The organism is Streptococcus mitis (assembly GCF_013305725.1).
GTDB classification, from domain to species: Bacteria; Bacillota; Bacilli; order Lactobacillales; family Streptococcaceae; genus Streptococcus; species Streptococcus mitis_BO.
In genome coordinates this window covers 486,610-509,030 of record NZ_CP047883.1, presented here as the reverse complement: position 1 = coordinate 509,030, position 22,421 = coordinate 486,610, and the positions used below count along the sequence as shown (strand labels likewise).

Genomic DNA, 22,421 nt, shown 5'->3' with positions numbered 1-22,421 from the left:
CTCCTTTCTTTTCTAATAATATTCTCTCGGAATGCGGTCGCTGAGAAGACAAACCACTTCATAGTTAATGGTTCCACGGTAGGTCGCTACCTGAGTAGCTGTGATCTCCTTGCCCCCATTAGAACCAATGAGGGTGACTTTGGTTCCTAAGGGATAAAGCTTAGGCAGACGAATAGTGATTTGGTCCATAGAAACTCGTCCAACAATTGGGCAAGCTTGCCCATCTACCAAGACCATGAAATTCTGCATATCTCGTGTCCAACCATCCGCATAGCCGATTGGCACGGTCGCGATGACTTGCTCGCTATCCGCCTGATAGGTCGCTCCGTAGCCCATGCAAGCTCCAGCTGAAACTGTCTTGACATGAACCAGAGCCGATTCCAAGGTCAAGGCTGGAGTCAAGTCATAGGGCAAGTCCAAGACCTCTCCACTAGGGTTAAGACCATACATAGCGTCTCCCATACGGACCGCATTGAAAATAGTCTCTGCATGCCAAAGGGTCGTTGCAGAATTGCTAGCATGAACCAGCTCTGGAAGACCTTTCATACTGGCTAAAATAGTTTTAAACCGTTCTAACTGGGCATTAAAGTAGTCATCTGATTCCTCGTCTGCAGTAGCAAAGTGGGTAAAAATTCCCTCAACACGAGCACCATGTTGCTTGAGCAAGTCTTGAGCCAGATTAGCTTCACTGGCCTCTCGAAAACCAATCCGTCCCATTCCTGAATCAATCTTGAGGTGGACTGTCAATCCAGTTAGGTTCACTTCCTTATCTAAGAGTGCTTGAATCCACTCCAGTCCAGCCACAGTCAAGGTGATATCGTATTCTTTAGCAAGAGAAACAGCTTCGATGTCAGAAACTCCTAAAATGAGGATTCGCTTGCTGAGTCCAGCCTGTCTGAGTTCAATGGCTTCATCAATATTCGAAACGCAAAAACCATCAACATCATCTTGAATAGCCGTCGCAACAGCAACAGCCCCATGCCCATAGGCATTAGCCTTGACTACTGCAAATTTGAGCGTTCCTTGAGGGATATGAGCTCCCATTTGCTGAATATTTTGTCGAATAGCTCCCAGATGAATCAGAGCCTTGGTTGGTCTATGTGGACTAGCTTTCATGATTTTCCTCCAAAATGACACTGGCTGTCACAAACTGATCGGTGTGGCTGATAGACAGCCAAATCTTTCCTGAAAATGGTGACTGACTAAAATAAGGCGCCCCGCGTTCATTATTCAAGACTTCCAAATCCTGAAAACTGAGCTTGCCAATACCCGTTCCCATTGCCTTAGAAAAGGCTTCTTTAGCCGACCAGCGACCAGCTAAATATTCTATTTGCCTGCGCCCTTTGAGACTGGTGAAGCGCTCCATTTCCTTAGCGGTCAGCACGCGCTTAGCAAAGCCTTCATGTCGTGTAACTGCGCTTTCTATCGAAGCCAATTCTTCGATGTCAATTCCGTGTCCAACTATCATTCTCATCAAAAGGAGTTGAGATTCCCCAACTCCATCCTTTTCACTTATTTTGTCAAGGTAGCGTAAATCTCTTCTACCAAGGCCTCTGTATTTTCCCAACCTAGGCAAGGATCCGTAATAGAGCAACCAAAGACCTCTGGTTGGTTTTGACGACCATCTGCTAGGTAAGATTCAATCATAAAGCCTCGAACTATCTTTTTAATCTTCTCATTCCAATCACGATTCTGCAAGGTCTGACGAACAATTCGAATCTGCTCCATATATTGCTTGCCAGAATTATCATGGTTGGTATCAATGAGGATAAAGGGATTTTCAAGTCCCATTGTCTCATAACGTTCAATGGCATTTAGCAAAGTTTCATAGTAAAAGTTAGGCTCATTTTTCCCATATTCATTAACTGCACCACGAAGGATGACGTGAGCCAAGGGATTTCCTGAAGTTTCAACTTCTTGACCATGAAAGAGGAAGGTTTGTTTGTTCTGAGCGGCATAGATACCGTTAAACATGACCCCAAGGTTTCCAGAAGTTGGATTTTTCATCCCGACCGGTGCATCAATCCCTGAGGCCACAAAGCGGTGCTCTTGGTCTTCCACAGAACGAGCCCCCACAGCATGGTAGCTGACCAAATCATCTACCAAAACCAGATTTGATGGATAAAGCATCTCATCTGCCGTTGTCAAACCTGTCTCTGTAATCACGCGGTAGTGCAACTGGCGCACAGCCTGCAAACCGTTAATCAGACTTGGAGCCTTAGAAGTATCTGGTTGGTGAACCAAACCTTTATAGCCGTCTCCGTTAGTACGAGGTTTGGCAGTATAAACACGCATAACCATGAAAATCTTGTCCGCCACCTTCTTCTGCAAGGCAGATAAACGGCGGGCATATTCCAAGACAGCCTCTTCATTATCAGAAGAGCAAGGACCAATCACCAAAAGGATACGGTCATCTTCTCCTGAAATAATGTCTGCCAATTCTCTATCACGACGCTCTTTTAGACGCAAGGCTTCCGCAGACAATTGGGTTTCTGCCTTGATTGCTTCAATATCGATTTCTTGACCTTTTTCAATAAATGCCATCTTATTCTCCTAGCGTTTGGTAGATTTCTCTGACAAGGGCTTCTGTATTTTCCCAGCCTAGGCAAGGGTCCGTGATAGACTTGCCAAATACTTCTGGTTCGTTTTGACGGCCGTCTTCTAGATAAGACTCAATCATAAAGCCACGAACGTACTGCTTGATTTTTTCATTCCAATCACGATTAATTAAGGTCTGGCGGACAATTCGAATCTGGTCCATGTATTGCTTACCAGAATTGTCATGATTGGTGTCCACAATGATAAAAGGATTTTCCAAGCCCATTTTCTCATATTGGGCAATGGTATCCATCAAATTATCATAGTAGTAGTTAGGAATATTCTTACCATACTCATTGATCGCTCCACGAAGAATGGCGTGCGAAAGCGGGTTCCCAGTTGTTTCCACTTCTTTTCCTAAGAAAAGGAAGCTTTGTTTATTTTGAGCAGCATAAATTCCATTAAACATGACATTGAGATTTCCAGAGGTTGGATTTTTAAAGCCAGTCGCGAAATCTGCTCCACTGGCCACAAAGCGGTGTTGCTGATCTTCAACTGAACGAGCACCAACTGCCATGTAAGAAATCAAATCATCTACAAGCGGAAGATTTTCAGGATAAAGCATTTCGTCAGCTGTCGTCATACCTGTTTCCGTGATAACACGATAATGAAGATGGCGAACTGCTTTGATTCCATTTATAAGACTAGGCGCTTCTGTCGCATTAGGCTGGTGAATCAAGCCCTTATAGCCATCTCCGTTGGTACGAGGTTTGGCAGTATAAACACGCATAACCATAAAGATACGGTCTGCCACTTCTTCTTGCAAAGCTGCCAAACGCTTAGCGTACTCAAGAACAGCTTCTTCATTGTCAGATGAGCATGGCCCGATTACCAAGAGAATCCGCTGGTCTTCTCCACGTATAATGGCTTCTAGCTCTTGATCGCGCTGTGATTTTCTCTCCAAAGCTTGGCCTTCTAATTTTGATAAGGCACGAACTTCTTCAATATTAATTTTAGGACTTTTTGCTGTAAATACCATAACTCATCTCCTTATAAAGTAAACGGATACCAAGTAAAAATTTACTTTTCACAAGGTATCCGCCTCTAAACTATCTCATTTTATTGTCTTTTACCGTGACAGTTTTTAAACTTCTTACCAGAACCACATGGGCAAAGTTCATTGCGTCCAATCTGGCTCAAATCCAGATTTTCAGGCATATTTGCTTGGTGGGCAGCGATATTACGAGTCGCTGTTGTACTGATATGGTGTTCTGCTTGTGGTCTTTCTTGTTCATGAATTTGTGCTTTCATCATCAAGCGTGTCACATCAAACTCAATCGAACCAATCATGTCATTAAACATACGGAAACCTTCCGCCTGATACTCAACAACAGGGTTGTTCTGAGCATAACCACGAAGTCCAACCGCGTTACGCAATTGATCGAGGGCATCGATATGATCTGTCCACTTGTTATCCACCACTCGTAGAATCAAGACTTTTTGGAATTCTTTCACTGCTTCTTCATCGCGTAGTTTTGAAACCTGACTATCGTAAACTTGCAAGGCACGTTGGAAGAGCTCTTCCTTAATTGCCTTATCAGACAAGCCTGACAAGTCTTCCATCGTAATAGAATCTTCAGGAAGCAAGTTGTACTTAGCAAAGTTCAAAATTGCTTCTAGTTTTTCATCTTGTTTGGCACGCGCATGACCATCAACGACACGACCAATCGTGCGTTTGATCATTGCCTGAATTTCAGGTGCCAAATCACGATCTGCAGTGATGACGTCGTAACGTTGAGCGTAGATAATCTCACGTTGTTCACGCATGACATCATCATATTGAAGGACTTGTTTACGGGTATCGTAGTTATTTCCTTCGACACGTTTTTGCGCTGCTTCAACCTGACGTGTCAACATACGAGACTCAATGGCCTCCTCAGACATGTTGAGACGTTCAAAGATTCCCTTCAAACGTTCAGAACCAAAACGTTTCATCAAATCATCTTCAAGAGAGAGATAGAATTGTGACTCACCTGGGTCTCCTTGACGACCTGAACGTCCACGAAGCTGGTTATCGATACGACGACTTTCATGGCGTTCTGTACCAATAACACAAAGTCCACCCAATTCGCGAACCCCTTCACCAAGCTTGATGTCAGTACCACGACCCGCCATGTTTGTTGCGATAGTAACGGCACCACGTTGACCAGCATTCATGATGATTTGGGCTTCTTTATAGTGGTTTTTAGCATTTAGGACTTCGTGAGGAACGCCAGCTGCGACCAATTTCTTAGAAATGTAATCACTGGTTTCAACCGCTACTGTACCAACCAAGACAGGCTGACCTTTTTGGTAACGAGCCTTAACATCTTCAACAACCGCCTTAAACTTAGCCTCGATACTTGCATAAAGAAGGTCTGAGTGGTCAATACGTTGAACAGGACGGTTTGTTGGGATTGGAATAACACGAATGTTGTAGATTTCACGGAATTCTTCTTCCTCAGTCTTACCTGTACCCGTCATACCAGACAATTTCTTGTACATACGGAAGAGGTTTTGGTAAGTGATTGAGGCAGATGTCTTGGTTTCATCCTGAATTGGCACACCTTCTTTAGCTTCAATGGCTTGGTGCAATCCATCAGAATAACGACGACCTTCCATAGTACGACCCGTAAATTGGTCGACGATCAGAATTTCTTGCTCTTCGCTCACGACATAGTCAATATCGAGAAGCATGATGTAGTTGGCACGAAGGGCGTTATCGATAAAGTGAGTCAGAGCTACGTTTTCGATGTCATAGAGATTTTCAAGTTTGAAGTAGCTTTCAGCCTTATCAATCCCTGAATCAGACAAACCAATAGTCTTAGACTGCACATCGATGATGTAGTCGTCTTTGTCCAAAGATTTTACATAGTGGTCTGCCATGTGGTAGAGCTGACTGGTTTCAACTGCGTTAGCACCTGATACGATCAAAGGTGTACGGGCCTCGTCAATCAAGATAGAGTCAACCTCATCGACCAAGGCATAGTTAAGCGGGCGTTGTACCATGTTTTCAGCACGAACGACCATGTTGTCACGAAGGTAGTCAAATCCGATTTCTGAGTTGGTTGAGTAGGTAATATCACACTCATAGGCTTCTTTTTTCTCCATTGGAGATTTGGCAGCCAAGTTAATCCCTACTGACAAACCAAGCCATGAGTACAATTCACCCATCTCAGTCGCGTCACGTTCTGATAGATATTCATTGACCGTAACTACGTGAACCCCTTTACCTGAAAGAGCATTGAGGTATACTGGCATAGTCGCAGTCAAGGTTTTTCCTTCCCCTGTACGCATCTCTGGCACGTCACCATGGTGAAGAACGATTCCCCCCATAACCTGAACCTTATATGGGAAGAGACCTAGGACACGTTTGGCACCCTCACGGACAACCGCAAATGCTTCATAAAGCAATGAATCCAGTGATTCTCCATTTTGATAACGTTCTTTAAATTCAACTGTTTTTGCTTTTAGTTGGTCATCTGTCAAAGCAGCCATTTGGTCTTCGTATTTGAAAACCTTGTCAGCCATCTTTTCCAGACGACGGATTTCTCCTTTATCATTTTCGATAATTGTTTTTAAAATATTAGCCATGTTTTTCCTTACTTTAAATTCCGAATATTTTAGAATGTTCTTTTAATTTTAGCACAATTACTGATTATTTTCAAGGAAGAATCCCCATTTCAAAATGGAAAAAGAGGCTAGTTTCCAAGCTAACCTCTCTCTATTTTTTAAGTGTTTAATTTCCAAAAATCGGCAAAATGGCAAATAGGATAAATAGATTAATCCAAAGAGAAAGACAACAGATAAGTCCAAAAACAAATAGACTGACTTTCTTGGACAACAAGGCCATCAAAATGGACAGAATGCCAAAAACTAGCAAGACTTTCTGTATGCTGAAGAGGTCAATCTTCCCCCCCAGAATCGGACTGCCCCAAGGAACAAAGAAGAAAGCCAGCCAGATCAGCAGAACTAAACCAATATAAACCTTGGAATAGCGTGTAATAAATGATTTTAGATGTGCCATAAGCTACCTCCTATAAATAGAAACCGATATAAATCAATGCCTTTCGCCTTTAGATTGTCCTAGTTCCCGTCTCAAGCGAAACATTTTTTTGAAAAAGATATAGGTTAACCAGTCACTGCCTAGAGATAAGACTATCAAAAGAAACCAAACACCCCAATCACTAGCATCTGATACATAATTTAGAACAAAAGGGAAAAATAAGAATGATAAAATTGTCATATCCATGCTAAACAGAGCTAAAAGGGAAATATAAATCCAGTAAAAATAGTATAAGATGGGGAAAATTTTACTGTTTCTGTCAGCATTGTCTATCCAATAGAAAAAATATAAACAAGGAAATAAGAGTATCAAATGAAACCAATTAAACGACAGTATCATCATCGACACCTCCTCTTTGAAATTGTTTTCTTTAGTTTCGTTCTATTAAATGTTATTACCAATATAAATCAATGCTTGCCGCCTTTAGACTTCCCTAGCTCCCGTCTCAAGCGAAACATTTTTCTGAAACAGGAATAAGTTAACCAATTCAGACCAATAGCTAGCAGAAGAAAAAGAAACCAAATGCCCCAAAACTTGATATCTGTCACATTTCTCAAGACGATATTGAAAAACAGAACTGAAACAACTGTCCAAGCAAGGCTAAAAAGAGAATAAAGGGGGATGTAAACCCAGTAAAAATAGTAAAAAATCGGGAAAAATTTACTATTTCTGTTGGCCTTTTCAATCCAGTTATCAAAATAAAAGTACGGTGCTAAAAGTAAGAATTTAAATAAATGTTCCATCAGCGGCACCTCTTTTTGATAGCGTTTTCTTCAACTTCATTCTATCAAAAAAATCTGGAAATGTCATTCCAGATTCTACTTTTTTATTTACGTTTTCTTGCGATGAGATGAATCGGAGTTCCCTCAAAGACAAAGGCCTTGCGGATTTGATTTTCCAAGAAACGCAGGTAAGAAAAGTGCATGAGTTCTTCTTCGTTGACAAAGATAACAAAGGTTGGTGGTTTGGTTGCCACTTGGGTCGCATAGAAAATCTTGAGGCGTTTCCCTTTGTCTGTCGGTGTTGGGTTGATGGCAATAGCATCCATAATCACATCGTTCAAGACAGCTGATGGAATACGTGTGTTTTGACTTTCGCTGATTTGCTTAATCATCTCAGGAAGTTTGTGGAGACGTTGCTTGGTCAAGGCTGATACAAAGATAATCGGTGCATAAGGCAGGTACTGGAACTGCTCACGAATATCTTCTTCCCAGTTTTTCATAGTGTGGTTATCTTTTTCAAGTGTATCCCACTTGTTGACCACGATAATCATCCCTTTACCAGCTTCATGGGCAAATCCTGCGATACGCTTGTCGTATTCACGAATGCCTTCTTCCGCATTGATGACCATTAAGACCACATCTGAACGGTCAATAGCACGCATGGCACGCATGACAGAGTATTTCTCAGTATTTTCATAAACCTTACCAGACTTACGCATACCAGCCGTATCAATCATGGTAAACTCTTGACCATCTGTATCTGTAAAGTGGGTATCAATTGCATCACGAGTTGTTCCAGCAACGGGACTAGCAATGACACGGTCTTCTCCCAAGATAGCATTGATCAAACTTGACTTTCCAACGTTTGGACGACCAATCAAACTAAACTTAATGACATCTGGATTTTCTTCCTCATATTCATTTGGAAGATTTTCCACGATGGCATCTAGCACATCTCCTGTACCGATCCCATGGACAGATGAGATTGGCAGTGGTTCACCCAAACCGAGAGCATAGAAATCATAGATATCATTTCGCATCTCAGGGTTGTCCACCTTGTTAACTGCGAGGATAACTGGTTTGTGGGTCTTATAAAGTTTACGGGCTACATATTCGTCTGCATCGGTAATTCCTTCCTTACCAGACACGACAAAGACGATAACATCTGCTTCTTCCATGGCAATTTCTGCCTGGTGCTTGATTTGTTCCATGAAAGGAGCATCGACATCATCGATTCCTCCTGTATCAATCATGCTAAACGAACGATTGAGCCACTCACCCGTTGCATAGATACGGTCACGTGTCACTCCTTCGACATCTTCTACAATGGAGATTCGCTCACCAGCGATCCGATTAAATAGGGTTGATTTCCCAACATTGGGACGTCCTACAATGGCAATAGTTGGTAGGGCCATAATTTCTCACTTTCTACAATAACTTCTTCTGTTCAAGATTTTTTCTAGTTGAGCTTGGTTCAGCTTGACCAAACTGTTCTGCTAGGCGCTGACTCCAGCTTGTGGTTGCACGCGCCCCAGCATAGTCAGCCTGTACACGGTCATAAGCCTCAATCACATCAACTGTTTGTTCCTGATATTCTTCCTCAAATACCACTTGATTCAATGGCAAGCGAGGTTTGACTTCATGTTCTTCATTTGGTAGTCCTAGTGCCATCCCAAAGACAGGATAGGTGTAGTCAGGCAAATTAAAGAGTTCTGCTACTTCTTCTGACTTGTACCGCACCAATCCAATAATGACACCGCCATAGCCCAAGCTTTCAGCTGCTAGTAGAGCATTTTGGCCAGCAAGAGCCGCATCGACCGAACTAATCAAGAGACCTTCTACACCTTGAGGTTGGAAGGTATCCGTATGGAGTCGTGCTCCCTTTTCTGCACGGTTCAAGTCTCCGACAAAGAGAAGGAAAACAGCTGACTGTCGAATGGCTTCTTGAGGTACCAATTCATACAAGGCATCTTTCTTTTCTTGACTTCGTACCACAATCACAGAGTAGGATTGAAAATTCTTCCAAGACGAGGCCATCTGGGCTGCTGTCAGGATTTCAGTCAAATCCTCCTGAGGGATGACTTGCTCCTTAAATCTTCGAACAGACTTATGAGCTTTCATCAGTTTAATCGTTTCTGTCATCGACGGTTCACTCCTTCTAAACGAGTCTCCTCAGCCAAATAACGGATGCGTTCCATGACGCGTCTGGCTTCCCAGGTTTCGTCATTTCCATGTTTCCCTTTAGCGAAATGCTGCTCCAATTCTTCAAAGTTGAAGTTGGAGGTGAAAAAGGTCGGTAAATTTTCCTGCATCCGATATTGGAGAATAACTTGTAGGATTTCATCCCGCACCCAAGCTGTTGATTGCTCGGCACCAATATCATCTAAAATCAGGACTTCAGAAAGTTTAAGCTCATCCACCAAGGTCTTAACACTGCCATCACTAATGGCATTTTTGGCATCAATGACAAAGCTAGGATAGTGGAGGAGAGTGGATGAAACACCACGTTTTTCTGATAAATCATGGGCTAAGGCAGCCACCATGAAACTTTTACCCACACCAAAGTCTCCATACAAGTAAAGACCTTTCAAATTATTGGGGTAATCGTTAACAAATTCTATCATTCTTTTTAGAACAGTGAAACGCTGAACATCATCACGATAAACATCTAAAAAACTGACATTTTTCAGGCTAGATGGAAAATTAATTAAGTTGAGACGTTTCTTGATAGCCGCTTCTTTTTCAGCTGCGATTAGTTCAGGAGTTTCTTCATAAGAAACATCCGCATAGCCATGGTTCATGACTAGTATAGGCTTGTAGCCTTTGGCAATATAATCTGTATCTCCTCGGAGGAATTTATCTCTCTCAGTGATGTATTGGTTAAACTTGGAAATACTACGGTTCAACTCGTCCTGATTGAGGGACTCCTGCTGGATAAAGGCCGCAACATCAGGATCCTTCATGATTTTCTGGACCAAATCTTGATAGTGAAAACGACTTGGTTGACGTTTGAGTACATCTCCGACACTTTCCATCTAATCACCTCCGTTATCTAATTTTGCTAATAATTCTAGGGTTTGGCGTTCCATCTCTTCTAATTCCTCAGCGGATGACGTATTTTTATACTCAGGATTACTCCATTTAGGAACATTGGTTTTTGCTGGGGCAGTCTGATTCTGTTTTTGCGTTTTTGTTTTCTGCCCTCTCTCACGGATGCGCAAGACTGCCTCTTCTGCCGAATGTATCTTTTGATAGGTGTAGTCATTGGCTACCTTCATGGCATATTTCTCATTGATATTTGCCGAATCCACCTTATTAAAGGTCAATAAGAGAATAATATTGATGACTTCATCCAGCAAGCCCAAACCAGCCATCTGTTGCAAGAGTTCTCTTTCTGTTTGGGTAATGGTCCCCTTGCGTGTCTGCTTGATTTCTGCCAAGAACTGCAGGGCAGTCTTACTTTTTGCTTCCTTGATAATGGTTGCTTCCTTAGGACTAAAGTCAGAGGAAACTGGTTTTTGAGCGATTTTTTCCCGCATGCGTTTGGTTGAAATAACCTGGGAAACCGCTGTTGACTTAGCCAGTTGATAGGTCTCAAACCAAGTCCACTTCTTTTCCTCAGCAATGGCAAAGAGATTTAAGACATCGGACTGCTCATCCGCAAAGCGAAGCCCATCTCGAGCCATAAGCTGACGAAAATGGTCCAAGTCAAAATCGTTGGCCACTTTCTTCTTGAGACCAAGGTCTTCTTGACTTCCCAGTTCTGCTAAGTCTGGAAAGACTTGATTGAGTGAGACAGGTATTTCTTCTCCCTCAGCACTTTCAAGTTTCAAATCCTCCACAGCTGCATCGCCAATTTTTTTCTCCAAAAGTCTGCGATAAACAGGATGTTCCAAGAAGTCCTGACTCGAAAGAGGGGCATGGATAGCTAGCTGATAAACGTCCCCCTTTTGATAGAGGGTCAAGAGATTAAAAGCAGATAGGATTTTCAAGGATTTTATCAGTCTATCCATCCCAAAGTTGAGATGATTGAGAATGCTTGAAAAGAGGTATTCCTTTCTACCATTATCCCAAAAACTAATCGTATAAAGATAAAGGCTCAGCGCCTCCTGACCGATAATCGGGAGGTAGCACTGTACCAGAGATGAGGTATCTTGCGACACCCGATTATTCTTTAGATAAGAAAAACGGTCAATTGGCTTCATTTATCTTTCCTTTTTCTTTTTTGAGGACTGGGTGATTTGTTGGAGCAAGCTCTCTAACTCACTCACATCCTTAAAACTACGATAGACACTGGCAAAACGTACATAGGTAATCTCATCCAACTCAGCCAACTCCTCCATGACGAGTGAACCAATGTCCTCACTTTGAATTTCATTTTCATTTCGACCACGGAGTTTCTGTTCGATACGATTGACTACCATGTTTATTTCATCACTTGACACAGGACGTTTCTGGGCTGAGCGGATAATTCCATTAAAGATTTTATCTCTGGAGAATTGTTCCCGTGTGCCATCTTTTTTAACAACCACTAAGGTTCTTTCTTCTACTCGTTCGTAGGTTGTAAAACGGTGTTGGCATTCATCGCACTCACGTCTTCTACGAATGGTGTTCCCTTCTTCTGCTTGGCGACTATCGATAACACTTGACTTGGTAGCCCCACATTTTGGACAACGCATCCTTTCCCTCCTTATCGTTTTCTTTTCATTATACCATTTTTTAAACGATTCCCAAAACAATTCTTCTTTTTGCTTGACAAGTTTTTTGTTTTGTTGTATTATTTAATTAAGACAAAAGGATAAAAGAAAGGAGACCAAGATGTCCTGGACATTTGACAACAAAAAACCCATTTATTTACAAATTATGGAGAAAATCAAGCTTCAGATTGTTTCCCATACACTGGAACCCAATCAACAACTTCCAACCGTGAGAGAGCTAGCAAGCGAGGCCGGTGTCAATCCAAACACCATCCAAAGAGCCTTGTCAGACCTTGAACGAGAAGGATTTGTCTACAGCAAGCGCACAACTGGACGGTTTGTGACTGAGGATAAGGAGCTAATCGCCCAATCACGCAAACTATTATCAGAAGAAGAATTGGAACACTTCGTTTCCTCCATGACCCATTTTGGCTATGAAAAAGAAGAACTACCAGGCGTAGTCGGCGATTATATTAAAGGAGTTTAAGCCTATGTCATTACTAGCATTTGAAAATGTATCCAAATCTTATGGAGCAACCCCAGCCCTTGAAAATGTTTCTCTTGACATCCCCGCTGGAAAAATTGTTGGTCTCCTTGGGCCAAACGGTTCAGGAAAAACAACCCTGATTAAACTAATCAACGGCCTCTTGCAACCAGATCAAGGACGTGTCCTGATCAACGACATGGATCCAAGCCCAGCAACCAAGGCTATCGTAGCTTATTTGCCGGATACGACCTATCTCAATGAGCAAATGAAGGTCAAAGAAGCCCTAACCTACTTTAAGACCTTCTATAAAGATTTCAATCTTGAACGCGCCCATCATCTGCTTGCAGATCTGGGCATTGATGAAAATAGTCGTCTCAAGAAACTATCAAAAGGGAACAAGGAAAAGGTCCAACTAATTTTAGTTATGAGCCGTGATGCTCGTCTCTACGTTTTAGACGAACCCATTGGTGGGGTGGACCCAGCAGCCCGTGAGTATATCCTCAATACCATTATCAACAACTACTCCCCAACTTCTACCGTTTTGATTTCTACCCACTTGATTTCTGATATCGAGCCAATCTTGGATGAAATTATCTTCCTCAAAGATGGAAAAGTCGTTCGTCAAGGTAATGTAGACGATATTCGCTATGAGTCAGGTGAATCCATTGACCAACTCTTCCGTCAGGAATTTAAGGCCTAAGCAAAGGAGATTATTATGTTTTGGAATTTAGTTCGCTACGAATTTAAAAATGTTAACAAGTGGTATTTAGCTCTTTATGGTGCTGTTCTCTTCCTCTCTGTTCTTATTGGAATTCAGACACAATCCTTAATCAAACTACCTGAAAAAAATCTATCTGTTCTACTTTTTTTTCTATCTACTGTCTTTGGTGGTTTGATGGTTACACTTGTGATTTCAACTATCTTCTTGATTATTAAACGATTCAAAGGAAGTGTCTATGACCGACAAGGCTATCTGACTTTAACCTTGCCAGTTTCTGAACACCATATCATCACAGCCAAACTAATCGGTGCCTTTATCTGGTCGTTGATTAGCACTGCTGTCTTACTCCTATGTATCTATATTATCTTATTGTCAACAAATTCTGATGAAGTTCAACTTTCTACTCTTCTGTCATTTGTTGCAGAACATTTTACCGGCTTTAGTCTTACTGTCTTATCCTTCCTACTAAATACCATTTCTGGAATCCTCTGCATCTACTTGGCCATTTCCATTGGACAACTGTTCAATGAATACCGTACAGCACTCGCTGTTGCAGCCTACATTGGTATCCAAATCGTCATAGGATTTATTGGAGTTTTCTTCAATACCAGTACTAACTTCTATGTCAATTCACTTGCAGGATTTAATGATAATTTCTATATTGGAGCAAGTACAGGAATTTTTGAAGAACTCATATTCATAGCTATCTTTTACCTCGGAACCTACTATATTTTGAAAAACAAGGTTAATTTGCAATAGTTTTTAAATAATTTTTACCTAGATATATAACATACTCATAGGACAAAAAGTCTTTAAAATCAGAAAACGCATAATATCAAGTGTTAAAAATCCTTGATATTATGCGTTTTATTGTTAGAAAATTTGCTTTATTTTCTCCTCTAATTGAGTTTTTGCCCAGCCTCAAAACACCAACTTCATTTTACCTACCAAGCACAGTCATTCGTCATTTATTTTTTCCAATATTATCTACGAACTTTGATAAAAAGAGAGGTACCATAGCTATAAAAACTTGCCCTCTTTCTCCCCATGCAAATAAAACGACTGCAAGAACAGCTGAAAAGATTGCTAAACATATAGATATTAGACGACATATTTTCTTATTATTCATAGCACTGCTCCTTTACTTCATAAATATTTTACAATAGATTTTAGTTGAAAGTATAAAAGAAACCCCAATCATGATACTGACCAAAATTATGATACTTATAACTAGAAGGAAATGATTAGCTGAACTAATCCAGTTAATGAAAATCATGCCGAAAGTCGTTTTCTGAAGACCATACACTAATCCCATAACTAACGATAGTACCAGTATATTGACAATCGTATTTCCAAAAGCACCAAAGGCATATACGGAAGGAAGCAATAAGGCTACATACATGATTCCAAAGATTACTCCAATCAATGCCATAATTAAATGTAGATTGAGACTGTATTGATTAAACATGACATGGGTAGCAAGACTTAAACTCAATACTATAGAACTTACCAAAAGAATAAAAGAAATACAAGAGAGATACCGCGCTAAAATTATCTTAGATTTTGAAATTGGAAAAACTCCTACAAATTGATTCCAACCATTCTCACTATCTGATACAACTAAAGTTGTGGGAAGAGAAGCTAAACTTATTGGTAACACTATTAGTAAAAAAATTGTCCCCGATTCTCTTGCAAAGATTGTAATTAAGAATAAGGCTAAGGCAATAAATATTCTATTGATTATCTTTACTTTATTTAAAATAAGTTGCGCATCTTTATATAGTAGTCCTTTCATTTATTCGTTCTCCTTTGACTAAAAACAATAAAATTTCCCAAAGCGTTGCATAATTACTCTCGTCTTTACTCTTGTCAGATACAACTACTAAATATCGAACACTATCACCCTCTTCTAATTTATAATAAATGTCTACTTGATCCATATTGTTCTTTATTTCTGTTTTAATCATAAATCGGTTCAATAAATTTTCTCTGTCTCCCTCTAGAAGAATCTCCCCATTATGGATAAAAATAAAATAATCTGCCGCCTGTTCTAAGTCACTCAAAATATGTGAAGATAAGATTACAGTCATATTCTCTTTTTTAACATACTCTTCTAAAATAGATAAGATCTCTCGCCTAACAATAGGATCCAAGCCACTTGTGGCCTCATCTGCAATTAATAGTCTCGGGCGATGAGCGAGTGCAGACGCAAAATTAAGTTTCACCACCATTCCTCTGGAAAATTCTTTCATCTGTTTTTGAGATGGTAAGTTAAACTTTTGAATAAAAGTGTAAAATAACTTTTTATCCCAACTAGGATAAATCATGCTCATCATTCTTTCAACTTGCTCCACCGAAAATGAAACTGGAAAAAAGTTTTGTTCTAAGACAACCCCTAGTTTCGATTTAATATCTTGCTCATGCTCTGAATAAGTTTGTTCAAAAACCCTTATACTATCCTTCTCAATCTGTAGTTGATTTAAAATCAGATTCAGTAAAGTAGATTTACCAGCTCCGTTTTCACCAATCAGTCCAATAACCTTACCTTCCGGAATCTCTAAGTTACGGACTTGCAATTGAAAATCCCCATACTGCTTGGTTAAATTTTTTATATTAACTATTGATCTGGCTCTCATGTTAACACCTCATCTAAATTATAACATCATGTATAAAATCGTTAAGCTATTCCCTAAAAAAATAAGACTCGCCAATAAAATATTAACTTTATTTGGCACATTAAGTTTTTTTAATTCCAGTAACATTCAGCTGTACAGTTCCAATGAATTTAGAAACATGTTCTTCTACTCCAGGGGATTGCCAGCCTGAGAATGTCCCGTTAGCAGTTGCTGAGTGTTCGTAAACACTAGCCTGAACATTTGAATAGCTCCAAAGACCAGCAGTACGACCATAATTCCAATAAACTGCACTACCTTTATACCAAACTGTTACAGTTGAAACAATCGAATCACCTGCACCAGCTAAAGTCAGTGTAAGTAAAGATGTTGTAATTATTTTTTTTTATGCTTTTCTTCATTGTAAAGCCCTCACTTCTTTCACTTAAAATCTAACAATAGCAATGACTGCCTTTAGAAGTATCAACAAATCAAACCCTACTACATTCGAATTACTTCTTTCTAATTAAAAGTTAGATAAAACAGAAATACTATATAGTTAATAGTATTTTCATCATTTAATCAACTAATCAGCCTTCCCAACATCAAGACCATTGGACTTCTTTTGTGATTGCACTCGAATCTCCAATTGTTTATTCTTCTGAATGAATTGTTGGTAAGGAATTGTATTACTAAACATAAAAACACCTAGTAATGCAAATGTAACTAATTTTTTAATTCCACGTTTTTTCTCATGCAATGAAACCCCTTTCTGTTTCCTTGTTTTTATTTTAACATATATATATTATTTGGCCAAGTATTTTTATTGCGTTTTGAACTTTTTTTTATTATTATTACCATAGAGAATTATTTATTTCTTTAACTTGCTATTTTGAACTAAAAATTTTATAATGAAATTAAGCAAATAGGAAGGATTATTATCTTTAATGAATACACTCGCAGAGAAATTCAGATTGAAAAGAAAAGAGTTGAGACTCTCCCAACAAACTCTTGCAGAAGGAATTTGTGAACAAAGCCAGATTAGTAAAATTGAGAGAGGGCATTTCATTCCCTCCGCAGACCTTTTGTTCAAACTCTCACAACGACTTGAAGTACCATTAGATTACTTTTTCAATGAACAAATTGAAATTAAATCTAACCTCTCTAATTTCAAGCAATTATCTACTCGCCTATTAGATGATAGAAATTATGACGATTTGGAATATATTTATAGAATAGAGATTGAACGAAGTACTTTTCTAACACTAGAAGACCGAACTTACCTTGAATGGATTAAAGCTATTATTGACTTCTATCAATATGACAGTAAGTGTGAGGCTATTTCTTCATTGGAAAATATATTATTAAAAGTCTCTTCAAATACTCTGATTTATTTAAAGGTATTGAATACTCTATCTAATTTCTATTCCTTAGTGGGTCGTGAACAAGAATATGAGGCAAACTACTCTCATTTAATGGAGTTATATCAGACAAAAAATTTTGAGCATCAAGAGTTTTTATTTGGATACATCAGAGTTCGTTACAACTACGCTCACTACCTAATGTCAAAGGAAAAATATAACGAAGCCATCCAAGAAGCTCTTGAGACGATTGAACTCTGTAAACAAAGACAGACAAGCTACCAACTGGCTCCTCTACTTATTCTTGTAGGAAATGCTGGAGCCAAATTTCTAGACAAAGAACAAGTCAAAAATTATTATATAGAAGCAAGAGAGTTATGTAAGATTTATAACAATCCTTTAATGTTGATGAAGATAGAAAATTATTTGAAGGAATTAGATACTGTTTAATTTATCCTATCATTAGAATTCTTCTTAAACTTTGAATAACCCCTAAAGCTAATAACCAGCTTGATTCAAATTCACTTCATAAATTAGTGGTATTTTGAGGTTTTATTTTATCAAGTATGTTGGCAAATTTCTCTAATCTTCTAACTTCATTATAGAACTTTCGGTATCAAAAGAGGCTGGGACAAAAGTCTAACCTTAAATATAAAAAGCGAACAAAACGAGTTATCTGAAACTTAGAATTCTGTTTTGTTCGCTTTTTTATCTAATCTATCGATTTTAAAATTTTATAATAAAGAATTCCTAAAATCAAAATCTTTTTGTCCCAGCCTCTTTTTAACTCAATATCAAACTGGCTACGATAGGGCTGACAAAGACATAGAGAATACCGGTAACACCGATAGCCAAACCACCCATGGCTCCTGCTACAGAGCCATATCGAAAGGCTGTCCCTGTTCCGACTGCATGGCCTGTTCCTCCAAGGGAAAGACCAACAGCTACTGGGTCGTCAATTTTCAACCACTTCAAAAGGGTTGGGCCGATGACACTGGTTAAAATCCCAGTTGCCACTACAACCACCAAGGTCACGGTCGTCAGACCTTGCAATTTTTCTGTGATTCCCACTGCCATGGCGGTTGTTACTGACTTGGGAAAGAGAGAAATGGCTAGGAAAAAATCCATGCCAAATATTTTCGCCACAAGGGCTGTGAAAGAGGTATTGACAACTACTGCTAGCAGACTACCAAAGAGAATACTCCGAGCATGGTGCTTCATCAAGTGAAAACTCTTATAAAGGGGAATCCCTAGAGCAACAGTCGATGGGACAATCAAGTTGTTCAAATAAACCCCACCTTGGTAGTAATCTTGGTAAGAAATACCCGTCACTTTTAGAAAGATGATAATGAAAACAGCTGACAAAAGCAAGGGCGTTGTCAATGGATGGGGAAAACGTCTGTAAATCAGCATTCCCACTAGATAGGCTAAGATAGACAGGGCCAGCCCAAACAGGGGATTGGAAACAAATTCACTCATTTGGCATCTCCTTTCTCATAATCTCCCTCAAACCGTCGTTTGATGAACTGAACTACCAAGGCTATGAGGATAATATTGATGACTGCTGCAAAAAAGACAATCAAAACAATGGGCAAAAGATAGGGAGCAATCACATCAAACTTTTCCATGATTCCCACTGCTGGCGGCAAAAAGAGAATGGTCATATTGGCCAGCAAGAAATTCCCCACCATGTTGACATGCCTAGTTCTCAGCCACTTGAATTGTAGGGCTAGAAAAAGAATAATCAAACCGATAATACTGCCTGGGATAGGCAAATGAAAGAAACTGGAAATTCCCTCTCCGATTAGAGAAATCACAAAGAGAATCATTAATTGAACATATAATTTCATCCTAAACTCCACGAAATAGACTTCTTGCATACCAGTTTACTCTTTTTTCAGAAAATTTCAAGGAAATGCACAAAAGTCATTAAAAATTAGAGAGGAAAGGGGATACAGACAATTAAAGACTAGTGAAAACAGCGTAATTTAGGATAAAAGATTTCAGCGTCTTTCTTGCCAGCCTTCTTGAAAAGTAGTATAATTATTGCATGCGCAATCATCTTGTGATGCAGAGATTGTCCGTGAATGGACATTCTTCTATCTTATAACTCTAAAAAGAAAGGAGATACTATGACCTATTTAGAAAAATGGTTTGACTTCAATCGGCGTCAGAAAGAAATTGAAAGTCTCTTGGAAGAGACCATTGCCCAGCAGAGCGAGCAAAGTCTGACCTTGAAAGAATTCTACCTCCTCTACTATCTGGACTTGGCTCAAGAAAAATCTCTACGCCAGATTGACCTGCCAGATAAGCTTCATCTGAGCCCGAGCGCTGTTTCTCGGATGGTGGCTCGCTTGGAAGCCAAAAATTGTGGTCTGCTTAGTCGCAGGTGTTGTGATCAAGATAGGCGCTCTAGTTTTATCTGCCTGACAGGTGATGGGCAAAAGACACTGGCCTCGCTACAAAAGGCTGTCGAAGCAAGCTTGGAAACTGGTTTAGATTTCTTGATTTAAGATGATTTTAGAAAAAAGTTGCGTGCGCAATCATTTTTCTTGACATTCTCTTTTACAAGGAGTAAAATAAAGTCATCATTAAACAAAGGAGTTTTAAACATGATTGAAATTACCTATCTAGATGCCAGCAAGAACGAAAGAACTGTAACCTTCGAATCTTATGAAGACTTTGATCGTTCACAACAAGCTTGCCTTATCGGCGTCGCAGACTACTACCCTGTCCAAAAATTAACTTACAACGGTCATGATTTGGACTACCATGGGACTTATGGAGATGTCTTCTTCTATCTCATGAAACAAGATTTAAGCCAATATAACTAAAAAAGGAGAAATACAATGGCAAAAGCAATTACAGATGCAACATTCGAACAAGAAACAAAAGACGGTTTGGTCTTGGTAGACTTCTGGGCAACTTGGTGTGGTCCATGTCGTATGCAAGGTCCAATCTTGGATAAATTGTCTGAAGAACTTTCAGAAGATGTTTTGAAAATCGTTAAAATGGACGTTGATGAAAATCCAAACACAGCTCGTGCTTTTGGAATCATGTCTATCCCAACTCTTCTCTTCAAAAAAGACGGCCAAGTGGTGAAACAAGTTGCTGGTGTTCACACAGCAGAACAAATCAAGGCCATCGTTGCTGAATTGAGCTAATAACATTAGAGACCAAGTACTTTCTTTGGTCTCTTTTTTCTTGCCCTTTGCCATTTTTCAAAAAATATGCTAGACTGTAAGTAGAATATTACGATGTTTGGGACATGCCATCGCTAAAAAAAACCTTGACTCGGTATTTTTTAGCTCCCTCAAGGGAGCTTTTTGCGTGCTCTGAACATTTCCCATTTTGGAAGGAGTACTATGAAACGTCAATCAGCCTTGGTCGTCTTTAGTGGCGGTCAAGATTCTACAACCTGCCTCTTTTGGGCTAAAGAACACTATGAAACGGTTGAAGCCGTCACCTTTGCCTACGGCCAACGCCATCATCTCGAAATTCAAGTCGCTAGAGAAATCGCTAAGGAACAGGGGATTCGTCATCATATCCTAGATATGTCTCTGCTTGGGCAAATCACTGAAAATGCCTTGACCTCTGATTTGGAAATTGAGCAAAAAGAGGGAGAGGTTCCCAATACCTTTGTTGACGGTCGAAACCACCTCTTTCTATCCTTTGCGGCCGTCCTTGCTAAGCAACGAGGCATTAAAGATATCGTGACAGGTGTCTGCGAGACAGACTTCTCAGGCTACCCCGATTGTCGGGATGTCTTTGTCAAATCCCTTAATGTTACCCTCAATCTTGCCATGGATTACGACTTCGTTATCCAAACACCTCTCATGTGGCTAGACAAGGCTGAAACTTGGGAATTAGCCGACCAACTCGGTGCCTTTGACTATGTTCGTGAAAAGACCTTAACCTGCTACAACGGGATTATTGGAAGTGGCTGTGGAGATTGCCCAGCCTGCCACCTACGTCAACATGGTTTAGATGTTTATCTCTCACAGAAAGGAGAGGCCTAATGTTTTTTGCACCCAAAGAAATCAAACAGGAAACTGGGGAGTCTCTTGTCTACAATCCTCACAGAACCTTGGTATCAAAAGAGTTTACCTTCGATGCTGCCCACCACCTCTTTCACTATGAGGGAAAATGCAAATCCCTGCACGGTCATACCTATCATTTGCAGATTGCTGTCAGTGGATTTTTAGATGAACGTGGCATGACCCACGATTTCGGAGATATCAAAGCGATCTACAAGAACTACTTAGAGCCCCACTTGGATCATCGCTATCTCAATGAGACTTTGCCTTATATGAACACGACTGCTGAAAATATGGTTTACTGGATTTTCCAAACCATGAACCAAGAGTTGCCAGACGAACGTGGTCTCCGTTTGGAATACGTTCGCCTCTATGAGACTCCGACTGCCTTTGCGGAGTTTAGACGGGAGTGGTTAGATGACTAGGGAACGTGTCCTCAAACTACCAGTTCTAGAAATTTTTGGCCCAACCTTTCAAGGCGAAGGCCGTGCAATCGGGCAGAAAACCATGTTTGTCCGCACTGCTGGTTGCGACTACCACTGCGACTGGTGCGATTCTGCCTTTACTTGGGATGGTTCTGAAAAACCAACTCGCATGACAGCTGACGAGGTCATTGCTGAGTTGGATAAATTAGGGAGCTACGACTATGTAACCCTATCTGGGGGAAATCCTGCTATCCTAGCAGCCAACATGGCTGAGCTAGTCACCAAACTCAAGGAACGTGGTGTCACTCTGGCTGTTGAAACTCAAGGCTCTCGCTGGCAAAATTGGTTGAAAGACATCGACCAGGTCACTCTGAGTCCCAAACCTCCTTCATCCAAGATGGAAGTCAACTTTGAGACCCTGGACTTTATCGTTTCCCAACTTGATCCAGACAAGGTCACCTTTAAAATCCCTGTCTTTGACGATGCCGATTTGGCCTTTGCCAAAGGGATTCAAGAACGCTACCAACCAGATGTCCTTTTCTTATCAGCTGGAAATCCTGAGCCCAAGGCTAGAGGCAATATTATCCAAGACCAACTAGACCGTCTCAAAGAACTCTGGGAACGCGTCGCTGCCGACGATAGCTGGGGCAATGTCCGCGTCCTTCCTCAACTCCATACCCTCCTCTACGATAACAAACGTGGTGTTTAAGATTAGA

The 22,421-nt window shown here is 40.3% G+C and carries 29 protein-coding genes; 10 read left to right on the top strand and 19 right to left on the bottom strand.

Annotated features, from left to right (window positions below):
• Nucleotides 1-12: 12 nt before the first annotated feature.
• The 13 genes from alr to nrdR all read right to left on the bottom strand — a co-directional run bounded on the left by alr (nucleotide 13) and on the right by nrdR (nucleotide 12,044).
• Complete coding sequence (alr, locus tag M594_RS02690) at nucleotides 13-1,116, bottom strand: alanine racemase (protein ID WP_173875883.1); 1,104 nt, start codon at nucleotides 1,114-1,116, stop codon at nucleotides 13-15.
• Nucleotides 1,106-1,468: a holo-ACP synthase gene (gene acpS, locus M594_RS02685; RefSeq protein WP_125458261.1), complete on the bottom strand. Its 363-nt coding sequence runs from the start codon at nucleotides 1,466-1,468 to the stop codon at nucleotides 1,106-1,108. The genes alr and acpS overlap by 11 nt, the downstream gene beginning before the upstream one ends.
• A gap of 44 nt (nucleotides 1,469-1,512) precedes the next feature.
• On the bottom strand, nucleotides 1,513-2,544 hold the full coding sequence (locus M594_RS02680; protein ID WP_140833763.1) for a 3-deoxy-7-phosphoheptulonate synthase: 1,032 nt from the start codon (nucleotides 2,542-2,544) through the stop codon (nucleotides 1,513-1,515).
• A 1-nt stretch (nucleotide 2,545) separates the two neighbouring features.
• The gene (locus M594_RS02675) at nucleotides 2,546-3,577 is read right to left on the bottom strand and encodes a 3-deoxy-7-phosphoheptulonate synthase (protein ID WP_049500894.1); all 1,032 of its coding nucleotides are present in this window, start codon (nucleotides 3,575-3,577) and stop codon (nucleotides 2,546-2,548) included.
• An 80-nt stretch (nucleotides 3,578-3,657) separates the two neighbouring features.
• Nucleotides 3,658-6,171, bottom strand: coding sequence for a preprotein translocase subunit SecA (gene secA, locus M594_RS02670; protein ID WP_045611122.1), 2,514 nt, complete (start codon nucleotides 6,169-6,171; stop codon nucleotides 3,658-3,660).
• Nucleotides 6,172-6,316: 145 nt separating this feature from the next.
• Complete coding sequence (locus M594_RS02665; RefSeq protein ID WP_173875882.1) at nucleotides 6,317-6,604, bottom strand: hypothetical protein; 288 nt, start codon at nucleotides 6,602-6,604, stop codon at nucleotides 6,317-6,319.
• A 33-nt stretch (nucleotides 6,605-6,637) separates the two neighbouring features.
• On the bottom strand, nucleotides 6,638-6,985 hold the full coding sequence (locus tag M594_RS10095; protein WP_254597191.1) for a hypothetical protein: 348 nt from the start codon (nucleotides 6,983-6,985) through the stop codon (nucleotides 6,638-6,640).
• Nucleotides 6,986-7,050: 65 nt separating this feature from the next.
• On the bottom strand, nucleotides 7,051-7,386 hold the full coding sequence (locus M594_RS02660; protein ID WP_173875881.1) for a hypothetical protein: 336 nt from the start codon (nucleotides 7,384-7,386) through the stop codon (nucleotides 7,051-7,053).
• An 83-nt stretch (nucleotides 7,387-7,469) separates the two neighbouring features.
• Entirely contained in the window at nucleotides 7,470-8,780 is a 1,311-nt protein-coding gene (gene der / locus M594_RS02655) for a ribosome biogenesis GTPase Der (protein ID WP_001207696.1), read from the bottom strand.
• A gap of 13 nt (nucleotides 8,781-8,793) precedes the next feature.
• On the bottom strand, nucleotides 8,794-9,507 hold the full coding sequence (locus tag M594_RS02650; protein ID WP_173875880.1) for an NADPH-dependent oxidoreductase: 714 nt from the start codon (nucleotides 9,505-9,507) through the stop codon (nucleotides 8,794-8,796).
• The gene (gene dnaI / locus M594_RS02645) at nucleotides 9,504-10,400 is read right to left on the bottom strand and encodes a primosomal protein DnaI (protein ID WP_173875879.1); all 897 of its coding nucleotides are present in this window, start codon (nucleotides 10,398-10,400) and stop codon (nucleotides 9,504-9,506) included. Before dnaI ends, M594_RS02650 begins: the two co-directional genes overlap by 4 nt.
• Nucleotides 10,401-11,570 (bottom strand): replication initiation and membrane attachment family protein, encoded by a 1,170-nt coding sequence (locus M594_RS02640; protein ID WP_173875878.1) that lies wholly within the window; start codon nucleotides 11,568-11,570, stop codon nucleotides 10,401-10,403.
• Nucleotides 11,571-12,044 (bottom strand): transcriptional regulator NrdR, encoded by a 474-nt coding sequence (gene nrdR / locus M594_RS02635; protein WP_001203672.1) that lies wholly within the window; start codon nucleotides 12,042-12,044, stop codon nucleotides 11,571-11,573.
• Between the two features lie 139 nt (nucleotides 12,045-12,183).
• Between nrdR and M594_RS02630 the strand changes: the two genes are divergently transcribed.
• The 3 genes from M594_RS02630 to M594_RS02620 are packed head-to-tail and all read left to right on the top strand — an operon-like array spanning nucleotide 12,184 to nucleotide 14,029.
• Nucleotides 12,184-12,549 (top strand): GntR family transcriptional regulator, encoded by a 366-nt coding sequence (locus tag M594_RS02630; RefSeq protein WP_173875877.1) that lies wholly within the window; start codon nucleotides 12,184-12,186, stop codon nucleotides 12,547-12,549.
• A 4-nt stretch (nucleotides 12,550-12,553) separates the two neighbouring features.
• The gene (locus M594_RS02625; RefSeq protein ID WP_020903239.1) at nucleotides 12,554-13,249 is read left to right on the top strand and encodes an ABC transporter ATP-binding protein; all 696 of its coding nucleotides are present in this window, start codon (nucleotides 12,554-12,556) and stop codon (nucleotides 13,247-13,249) included.
• Nucleotides 13,250-13,264: 15 nt separating this feature from the next.
• On the top strand, nucleotides 13,265-14,029 hold the full coding sequence (locus tag M594_RS02620) for a hypothetical protein (protein ID WP_125452812.1): 765 nt from the start codon (nucleotides 13,265-13,267) through the stop codon (nucleotides 14,027-14,029).
• 205 nt (nucleotides 14,030-14,234) lie between these two features.
• Here the strand turns inward: M594_RS02620 and M594_RS02615 are convergent, their stop codons facing one another.
• The 4 genes from M594_RS02615 to M594_RS10090 all read right to left on the bottom strand — a co-directional run bounded on the left by M594_RS02615 (nucleotide 14,235) and on the right by M594_RS10090 (nucleotide 16,642).
• The gene (locus M594_RS02615; protein WP_153198681.1) at nucleotides 14,235-14,399 is read right to left on the bottom strand and encodes a hypothetical protein; all 165 of its coding nucleotides are present in this window, start codon (nucleotides 14,397-14,399) and stop codon (nucleotides 14,235-14,237) included.
• A 12-nt stretch (nucleotides 14,400-14,411) separates the two neighbouring features.
• Nucleotides 14,412-15,065: an ABC-2 transporter permease gene (locus M594_RS02610; protein WP_084930268.1), complete on the bottom strand. Its 654-nt coding sequence runs from the start codon at nucleotides 15,063-15,065 to the stop codon at nucleotides 14,412-14,414.
• On the bottom strand, nucleotides 15,046-15,906 hold the full coding sequence (locus tag M594_RS02605) for an ABC transporter ATP-binding protein (RefSeq protein WP_001202678.1): 861 nt from the start codon (nucleotides 15,904-15,906) through the stop codon (nucleotides 15,046-15,048). Before M594_RS02605 ends, M594_RS02610 begins: the two co-directional genes overlap by 20 nt.
• Before the next feature lie 562 nt (nucleotides 15,907-16,468).
• Nucleotides 16,469-16,642 carry a PhrA family quorum-sensing system peptide gene (locus tag M594_RS10090; protein WP_000544605.1) on the bottom strand — a complete coding sequence of 58 codons (174 nt, stop codon included), beginning with the start codon at nucleotides 16,640-16,642 and terminating at the stop codon, nucleotides 16,469-16,471.
• 187 nt (nucleotides 16,643-16,829) lie between these two features.
• Here M594_RS10090 and M594_RS02600 point away from each other — a divergent pair, with 187 nt between their 5' ends.
• Nucleotides 16,830-17,693 carry a helix-turn-helix domain-containing protein gene (locus M594_RS02600; RefSeq protein ID WP_173875876.1) on the top strand — a complete coding sequence of 288 codons (864 nt, stop codon included), beginning with the start codon at nucleotides 16,830-16,832 and terminating at the stop codon, nucleotides 17,691-17,693.
• A gap of 333 nt (nucleotides 17,694-18,026) precedes the next feature.
• On the opposite strand, the gene M594_RS02595 is transcribed toward M594_RS02600, so the two are convergent.
• Together M594_RS02595 and M594_RS02590 are read right to left on the bottom strand one after the other, a co-directional pair.
• Nucleotides 18,027-18,722 (bottom strand): LrgB family protein, encoded by a 696-nt coding sequence (locus M594_RS02595; RefSeq protein ID WP_001288952.1) that lies wholly within the window; start codon nucleotides 18,720-18,722, stop codon nucleotides 18,027-18,029.
• Nucleotides 18,719-19,093 (bottom strand): CidA/LrgA family protein, encoded by a 375-nt coding sequence (locus tag M594_RS02590; RefSeq protein ID WP_000781325.1) that lies wholly within the window; start codon nucleotides 19,091-19,093, stop codon nucleotides 18,719-18,721. The genes M594_RS02595 and M594_RS02590 overlap by 4 nt, the downstream gene beginning before the upstream one ends.
• Before the next feature lie 282 nt (nucleotides 19,094-19,375).
• On the opposite strand from M594_RS02590, the gene M594_RS02585 reads away from it, so the two are divergent.
• The 6 genes from M594_RS02585 (at nucleotide 19,376) to queE (ending at nucleotide 22,414) form a co-directional block, all read left to right on the top strand.
• A complete protein-coding gene (locus tag M594_RS02585; protein ID WP_061590387.1) occupies nucleotides 19,376-19,756 on the top strand; it encodes a MarR family winged helix-turn-helix transcriptional regulator in 381 nt (126 codons plus the stop codon).
• A gap of 99 nt (nucleotides 19,757-19,855) precedes the next feature.
• A complete protein-coding gene (locus M594_RS02580) occupies nucleotides 19,856-20,077 on the top strand; it encodes a DUF4649 family protein (protein ID WP_000570256.1) in 222 nt (73 codons plus the stop codon).
• A 15-nt stretch (nucleotides 20,078-20,092) separates the two neighbouring features.
• Entirely contained in the window at nucleotides 20,093-20,407 is a 315-nt protein-coding gene (trxA, locus tag M594_RS02575; protein WP_001029581.1) for a thioredoxin, read from the top strand.
• Between the two features lie 201 nt (nucleotides 20,408-20,608).
• Nucleotides 20,609-21,262, top strand: coding sequence for a 7-cyano-7-deazaguanine synthase QueC (queC, locus tag M594_RS02570; protein WP_000828768.1), 654 nt, complete (start codon nucleotides 20,609-20,611; stop codon nucleotides 21,260-21,262).
• Complete coding sequence (queD, locus tag M594_RS02565) at nucleotides 21,262-21,705, top strand: 6-carboxytetrahydropterin synthase QueD (protein ID WP_070482978.1); 444 nt, start codon at nucleotides 21,262-21,264, stop codon at nucleotides 21,703-21,705. Before queC ends, queD begins: the two co-directional genes overlap by 1 nt.
• Entirely contained in the window at nucleotides 21,698-22,414 is a 717-nt protein-coding gene (queE, locus tag M594_RS02560; RefSeq protein WP_173875875.1) for a 7-carboxy-7-deazaguanine synthase QueE, read from the top strand. The genes queD and queE overlap by 8 nt, the downstream gene beginning before the upstream one ends.
• Nucleotides 22,415-22,421: the final 7 nt, after the last annotated feature.